Source organism: Mycobacterium sp. E136 (assembly GCF_001666865.1).
Classification (GTDB): domain Bacteria; phylum Actinomycetota; class Actinomycetes; order Mycobacteriales; family Mycobacteriaceae; genus Mycobacterium.
The window spans coordinates 24927-31979 of sequence record NZ_LZJE01000349.1 but is presented as its reverse complement, the minus strand read 5'-3'; the positions used below and the strand labels follow the sequence as shown (position 1 = coordinate 31979).

At 66.3% G+C, this 7053-nt stretch carries 6 protein-coding genes and 2 pseudogenes; 3 read left to right on the top strand and 5 right to left on the bottom strand.

Annotated features, from left to right (window positions below; all coding sequences use genetic code 11):
- Positions 1 to 130 precede the first annotated feature (130 nt).
- Positions 131 to 1117 (bottom strand): IS481 family transposase, encoded by a 987-nt coding sequence (locus A5698_RS23335; protein WP_068301726.1) that lies wholly within the window; start codon positions 1115 to 1117, stop codon positions 131 to 133.
- Positions 1118 to 1225: 108 nt separating this feature from the next.
- Positions 1226 to 1744: pseudogene (locus A5698_RS23330) on the bottom strand (phosphotransferase); the annotation flags it as partial.
- Here A5698_RS23330 and A5698_RS28220 point away from each other — a divergent pair.
- Positions 1736 to 2263: pseudogene (locus tag A5698_RS28220) on the top strand (phosphotransferase family protein); the annotation flags it as partial. The pseudogenes A5698_RS23330 and A5698_RS28220 sit on opposite strands and share 9 nt — an antisense overlap.
- Before the next feature lie 12 nt (positions 2264 to 2275).
- Here the strand turns inward: A5698_RS28220 and A5698_RS23320 are convergent.
- Entirely contained in the window at positions 2276 to 2878 is a 603-nt protein-coding gene (locus A5698_RS23320) for a histidine phosphatase family protein (protein WP_068301721.1), read from the bottom strand.
- A 17-nt stretch (positions 2879 to 2895) separates the two neighbouring features.
- On the opposite strand from A5698_RS23320, the gene A5698_RS23315 reads away from it, so the two are divergent.
- Positions 2896 to 3669, top strand: coding sequence for an SDR family NAD(P)-dependent oxidoreductase (locus tag A5698_RS23315; protein WP_068301746.1), 774 nt, complete (start codon positions 2896 to 2898; stop codon positions 3667 to 3669).
- Positions 3670 to 3720: 51 nt separating this feature from the next.
- Here A5698_RS23315 and A5698_RS23310 read toward each other — a convergent pair whose 3' ends face one another.
- Positions 3721 to 5598, bottom strand: a complete 1878-nt coding sequence (locus tag A5698_RS23310) for an alkyl/aryl-sulfatase (RefSeq protein WP_068301718.1) — start codon at positions 5596 to 5598, stop codon at positions 3721 to 3723.
- Positions 5599 to 5649: 51 nt separating this feature from the next.
- Between A5698_RS23310 and A5698_RS23305 the strand changes: the two genes are divergently transcribed.
- Complete coding sequence (locus tag A5698_RS23305) at positions 5650 to 6198, top strand: cupin domain-containing protein (RefSeq protein WP_068301715.1); 549 nt, start codon at positions 5650 to 5652, stop codon at positions 6196 to 6198.
- Here the strand turns inward: A5698_RS23305 and A5698_RS23300 are convergent, their stop codons facing one another.
- Positions 6199 to 7032, bottom strand: coding sequence for an SDR family oxidoreductase (locus tag A5698_RS23300; RefSeq protein WP_084792584.1), 834 nt, complete (start codon positions 7030 to 7032; stop codon positions 6199 to 6201).
- Positions 7033 to 7053 lie beyond the last annotated feature (21 nt).

Here is a 7053-nt window from a genome sequence, read left to right as displayed (position 1 = left end):
TATCAGTCTGACACCACCGTCGTTGACCAACGACCGCCGCGACACCGACTAACCCCGATCAAACGAAAGCCGCCCCGGCATCACACCTGGGGCGGCTTTCCCCTGCCTATTGACAAACGGTGCCTACATATCAGCTGTTCTGACCTGACAGGTTAGGTACACGGCTGGCCGGTGGTTGACCTTTGAGTGCGGTGTGGCCGCGGTGGTGATTGTAGGTGTGTAGCCATCGTGGGAATTCGGCGCAGCGTTCGGCGTCGTTGCGGTAGAGCCGGGCGTAGGCCCATTCGTCGAGCAGGGTGCGGTGAAATCTCTCCACCTTGCCGTTGGTCTGGGATCGATAGGGACGGGTGCGGCGGTGCTTGATCTGGCCCAAGGCATCACCGAATTTGTGCGATCGATAGCAAGACCCGTTGTCGGTCAACACGGTTCGCACTGTGAAGCCGCATTCGTTGAACCAGGCGTTGGCGCGCAGCCAGAACGCTGCCGCGGTCTCTTGGCGTTCATCAGCCAACAGTTCGGAATAGGCCAGCCGCGAGTGGGCATCGACGGCGGTATGGAGAAAGTGATACCCACGCACCAGGCGACGATCGCGGCGCTGTCCGGGTTGCTTATCGGCGTTTGCGTTGCGGTTGCCGGTGGTGCGGCCAAGCATGCGCCAGCCGCCGCCAGCGGGGATCTTGCCCAGCTTCTTGATATCGACGTGCACCAGCTCGCCGGGATGAGCTGACTCCATCCGGCGGATCACGCGTCCGGTCGGACGGTCCACCCATCGAAGTCTGGCCAGGCCATAGCGAGTGAGCACGTTATGCACCGTGGAGACATTCAGGCCAAGCAGATAGGCGATCCGCGCCGGCCCCCACCTGCGGATCACCCGGACTTTGATGATGCGTCGCTCGGTGCGGGTGGGAGTTCGATTCGGGCTACGACGGGGCCGTGAGCTGCGATCGGCCATTCCAGCCGGCCCCTGCTCGCGGTAACGCCGGGCCCACCGCTGCGCCGTGGTGACGGCGACCTGGAACCGCTCAGCGGCACGGCGCAACGACCAACCGTCCTCAACGATGCAACGGGCCAGACGCAGACGACCGGTCTCAGACAGTGGGGCATCACGGTGGGACACGAAGACCTCCGAGATGAGTTGGTGCGTTCCTTGACAGCTCGCACTTCACTCGGAGGTCTTCGTCATGTCACCACGCCACGCCGTACCTAACGTCCGTGGTCAGAACAGCTAGCGGATCGACTCGAGCCCGGCGTCGATCAGCGGCGCGACCGCGTCGTCGACCATGGTGACGAAGTCCGACGGCGCGCCGCCAACCCGACCGCGGTAGGCGATGCCCGCCGCGATGATCGCCAGCTTGAAGTACGCCAGGCCCATGTAGAACTCCCAGTGGTCCAGCGGTTGACCGGAGGCCACCGAATACCGTTGTGCGAGTTCGTCTGCCGGAGGGATCAGCGGTGACGCCCACGCCGCGTCGGCGTGCACGAGGTTGAACATCGGGTGTCGGTATACACACATCAGCGCCGCATCGCTGATGGGGTCGCCCAGGGTGGACATCTCCCAATCCAGAACCGCGAGCACCTTGGTTCCGTACTCGGCGTCGAGCATCGTGTTGTCGATGCGGTAGTCGCCGTGCACGATCGCGCTGCGGCTCTGGGCCGGGAGCGCCTCCCCCAGCGCGGTGTGCAGCCGCTTGACGTCGTCGTCGCGTTCGTCCCCTTCGCGGCGTACCAGCTCCCACTGCCCGCCCGACTGGAAGGGCTCGATCTCGACGCCCTGGACCGTCATCTGCGTTCGGAGGGCATCGCCCGTTCCGGTGACCTGCGCGCCGAGCTGATCTCCGGCGGCCGCTCCAACCTGACCTTCCTGGTGTGCGACGACCAGTCGAAGTGGGTGCTGCGCAGGCCTCCGCTACACGGCCTGACGCCGTCGGCGCACGATATGGCCCGCGAGTACAAGGTGATCTCCGCGCTGCAGAACACGGCCGTGCCCGTGCCGCGCGCGGTGACCATGCGTAACGACGACACTGTGCTGGGCGCGCCGTTCCAGATGGTCGAGTACGTCCCCGGCCGGGTGATCCGTCACGCGGCCGAACTCGAGGCCCTCGGCGACAAAGCCGCCATCGAGGCCTGCGTCGACGCGTTGATCAAGGTGCTCGCCGATCTGCACGCGCTCGACCCGGAGGAGGTCGGGCTCGGCGACTTCGGCAAGCCCACCGGATACCTCGAACGGCAGGTGAAGCGCTGGGGCGGGCGCGGCTCAGCGGTCATTTGCAAATGTCTACCACTGCTGATTCCTGGGCAGCAGGTCCCATACGTGCTCGGTGGAGTTGACGCCGGCTACGAAGAACGCCTTGCGCGTCGACGACCACAGCAGCCGCGTGATGCCGGCGTAGTCGACCTGCGCGCACAACAGCCGTTCGGTGCCCATGACGTCGTGGACCAGGGCGTTGATGACGCCGCCGTGGCTGAACAGCGCGACGGTGTCCTCCCGCTTGGCGGCCTCGACGATGTCGTCCACCCCGGCCTTGACCCGGGAGAGGAACGCCGACTGGTCGACGCCGCTGGGCAACTCGCCGTTGGCCAGCCGGCGCATGTCCTCTTCGGAGATCTCCTCGACTGGCGTGTAGTGCGAGAGGTCGCGGTCGTACTCGGCCAGCCGGTCGTCGATGTCGATCGGCAGGCCGAGCGCCTCGGCGACCGGCTCCGCGGTCTGGATCGCGCGCTTCTGGGGGCTGCTGACCAGTCGTGAGACGGGGAAGCGCGCCAGCGCCTCGGGCAGGCGTTTGGCCTGTTCGATGCCCTCTTCGGAGAGGTCGGGATCGGAGCCCTGCCCCGGCTCGCTGCGGAGCGGCAACGCATGTCGAATGATGAGCAACTGCACCGTGCCACCATATGGCCATGGGTTCCGAGAAGGATTTCGCAGCCGAGCTCTTCGACCTGAGCGACCGGGTCGTGCTGGTCACCGGCGGTAGCCGCGGGTTGGGCAAGGAGATGGCCATGGCCTCCGCGCGGTGCGGTGCGGACGTCGTGATCGCCAGCCGCAAGTACGACTCGTGCGTGGCGACGGCCGAGGAGATCGCCGCGGCGACCGGCCGTGCCGCGCTGCCGTACCAGGTGCACGTCGGGCGATGGGATGAGCTCGACGGTTTGGTCGACGCGGCGTATGCGCGTTTCGGCAAGGTCGACGTGCTCGTCAACAACGCGGGAATGTCGCCGCTGTACGAGTCGCTTCCCTCGGTCACCGAGAAGTTGTTCGACTCGGTGATCAATCTGAACCTCAAGGGCCCGTTCCGGTTGTCTGCGCTGGTGGGCGAGCGCATGATCGCCGACGGTGGCGGCTCGATCATCAACGTGAGCTCGAGCGGTTCGCGCCGCCCTCGCCCGGAGCAGCTGCCGTATTCGGCGGCCAAGGCGGGGCTCAACGCGCTGACCGAGGGGCTCGCGCTGGCCTACGGCCCGACCGTACGGGTGAACACGCTGATGCCCGGCCCGTTTCTCACCGACATCAGCAAGGCCTGGGACATCCCCGCGACGCAGAAGGGCACGCAGCACTTCGCGCTGCAGCGGCTCGGCGAACCACCCGAGATCGTCGGCGCCGCACTGTATTTGATGTCGGACGCGTCGAGCTACACATCGGGCTCGATTCTGCGCGTCGACGGCGGCATCCCGTAGCGATTTCGGTGCGCTACAAGTCGGTGAGCGACTGCTAGTGCACCGAAATCACTAGGGCGTGACGATGTTGAACGCTGGATCCGGGCGGTCCAGCGCGGCGATCAGCGACTGCAGCGCACCGGTGTCGCCCGAGATGTCCAGGCCGGGTGAACTGTCGTCGCCCGCGGCGAGCGCGAGCAACCGCAGCTTGCTGGCGACGTTCACGGTCGCGTGAGCCGACGCTTGGTCGGCGGCCACCCTGCGGTGCACCAGCACCCCGTTGCGCAGCGTCAGCCGGTAATTGGTCGCGGTGTCACCGAAAGTGACGTCGATCGCGAGGTCCAGATCCCATGCCCGCGGACCGTTCACGGTGATGGCCAGCGCGTCGAAGATCTGCTCGGGAGTCAGCTGCGCGACCATCGACGCCGACGTGGTCTGTGTGGGTGTGCCGAAGTTGCCCTCGCGCAGTTCGGTCGCACCGGAGAGAAAGAAGTTGCGCCACACCGCGTTCTCGGCGCCGTAAGCGAGTTGCTCGAGGGTGTCGGCGTACAGTTCACGCGCCTCGGCGTGCTGCTCATCGGTGAAGATCGCGTGGTCGAGAAGCGTCGCTGCCCAGCGGTAGTCACCCTCGCCGAAGGCTTGGCGGGCGATCTCGACCACGCGGTCCAGTCCACCCATCGCCGCGACGTAGCGGGGCCCTGCGGCCTCCGGAGGGTGCGCCCACAGCCGCCCCGGATTGCCGTCAAACCAACCCATGTAGCGCTGGTAGACGGCCTTCACGTTGTGGCTCACCGAACCGTAGTAGCCGTGTGCGTGCCACGCTTTTTGCAGCGCGGGAGGAAGCGTGAAGTCCTCGGCGATCTCGATGCCGGTGAAGCCCTGGTTCAGTTGACGCAACGTCTGGTCGTGCAGATAGGCGTACAGATCCCGTTGCAGCGACAGGTATTCCACGATGCGCTCGCGGCCCCACGTCGGCCAGTGATGGGATGCGAACACCACATCGGCGCGGTCGGCGAACGCTTCGATCGCCTCGGTCAGGTAGCCGGCCCATCCGTGCGGGTCGCGCACCAGCGCCCCACGCAGGGTCAGCAGGTTGTGCAGGTTGTGGGTGGCGTTCTCGGCCATGCACAGCGCGCGGTACCTCGGGAAGTAGAAGTGCATCTCAGCGGGCGCCTCGGTGCCGGGTGCCATCTGAAACTCGATCTCGACACCGTCCACGGTGTGGGTCTCGCCGGTCTCGCGGATGTCGACGGTCGGAACGATCAGCGCGACTTCGCCCGTCGACGTCACCTGCCCGAGCCCGCACCCCACCTGCCCCTGCGGCCCCCGGGCCAGCAGCGCGCCATACATGTAGCTCGCGCGGCGGCCCATGGCGGTGCCCGCATAGACGTTCTCCTGCACGGCATGTTCGGTGAAGTGCTCGGGCGCGATGATCGCAACGCGTCCCGCGTCGACGTCGGCCTGTGAGGTGACGCCCAGGACGCCGCCGAAGTGGTCGACGTGGCTGTGGGTATAGATGACAGCGCTCACGGACCGATCACCCCGGTGTTCGCGGTACAGCGCCAGCGCCGCCGCCGCGGTTTCCGTGGAGATCAGCGGGTCGATCACGATCACGCCGGTGTCACCCTCGACGAAGGTGATGTTGGACAGGTCGAATCCGCGCACCTGGTAGATGCCCTCGACCACTTCGTAGAGACCCTGTTTCGCGCACAGGCCGCTCTGACGCCAGAGGCTGGGATGCACCGACGGCGGGGCATCACCGTCGAGGAACGCGTATGTGTCGTTGTCCCAGACCACTCGGCCGTCGGCGGCCTTGATCACACACGGCTCGAGCGCGGCGATGAAACCGCGGTCGGCATCGGTGAAGTCCGCGGTGTCGTCGAACGGTAACGCCGTGAGGTGCTCCCGGTGTGCGGACTCGATGACGGCCGTGGGAGGTTTCTGTCGCATGGCGTCACGATATTCATCCCCGGGTCGGCGCGGGGCTGGTTCACTGAGCCCATGCAAGTACGCCGAGTGGTGACCGGCCACGACCCGTCAGGCAAGTCCGTGTTCGTCAGCGACGACGAGGTCGCGCCGATCGAGACGATGCTGATGCCCGGCTTCGAGAACCATCTTCTGTGGGGCGGCGACGAGCCCTGCCGTTTTCCCGGCGACGGTTCGATGCCGCAGTGGCACAACTATTTTCCGCCGGTCGGCGGGTTTCGGTTCGCGATGCTGACATTGCCGCCGTCGCACGGCGCCCAGGCCTCGGAGGCCCTCGACATCGACGAGGCGATGCTGGAGATGGAGGAGAAGCTGCCGGGAATGCTCGGCTACATGGACTACACCGACCCGGGCATGCACACGACGGACACGGTCGACTTCGAGGTGGTGCTCGAGGGCACGGTCGTCCTCGAGCTCGACGACGGCGCCGAAGTGACCCTGCATCCGGGCGACACCGTCGTGCAGAACGGGACCCGGCACCGGTGGAAGAACCCGGGCGATACGCCGGCCCGGATGGCGGTGTTCATCTGCGGGGCAGAGCACGCCAACATGCCGGCCAGATAGTCAGGAGCTTCGCGCGCGACCCTCGTACTCGCGGCGCGCCTCGGTCCCGGCGGCGTCGGCGAATATCCGGTCCGCCTTGAGCGCACGGGTGACCGCCTCGTTCACTCGCAATGGCAGTCGTTTTGTGACGGCCATCATCGCACCGGCTTGCCGGGTAACCGTGAGGCGTGGCCTCGGTTTTGCGATGAGCCGGATGATTCCGGCGGCGATGTCTTCCGGTTCGGCGTTGCGCATCCCCGGCATGCTGGCCACCCCGTCGATCATCGCCGTGTTCGTCAAGGTTGGCAGGACCGCGGATGCGGTGACGCCGGTGCCCAGCAGTTCCAGGCGCACCGTGTCGGTATAACCGATCACCGCGTGCTTCGTCGCGCAGTAGGTGGCGATTCCGGGCACGGCGTTGATCCCGGCGAGCGAAGCGATGTTGATGATGTGGCCACTGCCTCGCTTGACCATTCGTTCAGCCGCCAGCTTCGTACCGAGGATGACCCCGAAGACGTTGATGCCCAGCGTGCGGTGGGTGACCTCGTCGGGCTCGTCGGCGAACGGCCCCGTCGGACACACGCCCGCATTGTTGATCAGGACATCCACCGGCCCTATTTCTCGTTCGACATCGTCGAGGAATGCCGTGAACGACTGCCGGTCGGTGACGTCCAGGCGGGCGTAGAAGCCGACATCGAGGTCGACGCCCGCCTGCTTGACCGCTACCTCGTCGACGTCACCGATGGCTACCTTCGCACCGCTTCGGTGCAGCACTCTTGCCGTCGCGTAACCGATTCCGCGTGCACCGCCGGTGATGGCGATGACTTTGTCCTTGACCACGGTCCCTCGCGCCATGTCCGCGCCTCCCATCGTGAG

Coding starts and splice junctions, on each gene's coding strand:
- A5698_RS23315 (WP_068301746.1), top strand. CDS start 2,896: ATGGGTTCCGAGAAGGATTTCGCAGCCGAGCTCTTCGACCTGAGCGAC.
- A5698_RS23310 (WP_068301718.1), bottom strand. CDS start 5,598: ATGCGACAGAAACCTCCCACGGCCGTCATCGAGTCCGCACACCGGGAG.
- A5698_RS23305 (WP_068301715.1), top strand. CDS start 5,650: ATGCAAGTACGCCGAGTGGTGACCGGCCACGACCCGTCAGGCAAGTCC.
- A5698_RS23300 (WP_084792584.1), bottom strand. CDS start 7,032: ATGGCGCGAGGGACCGTGGTCAAGGACAAAGTCATCGCCATCACCGGC.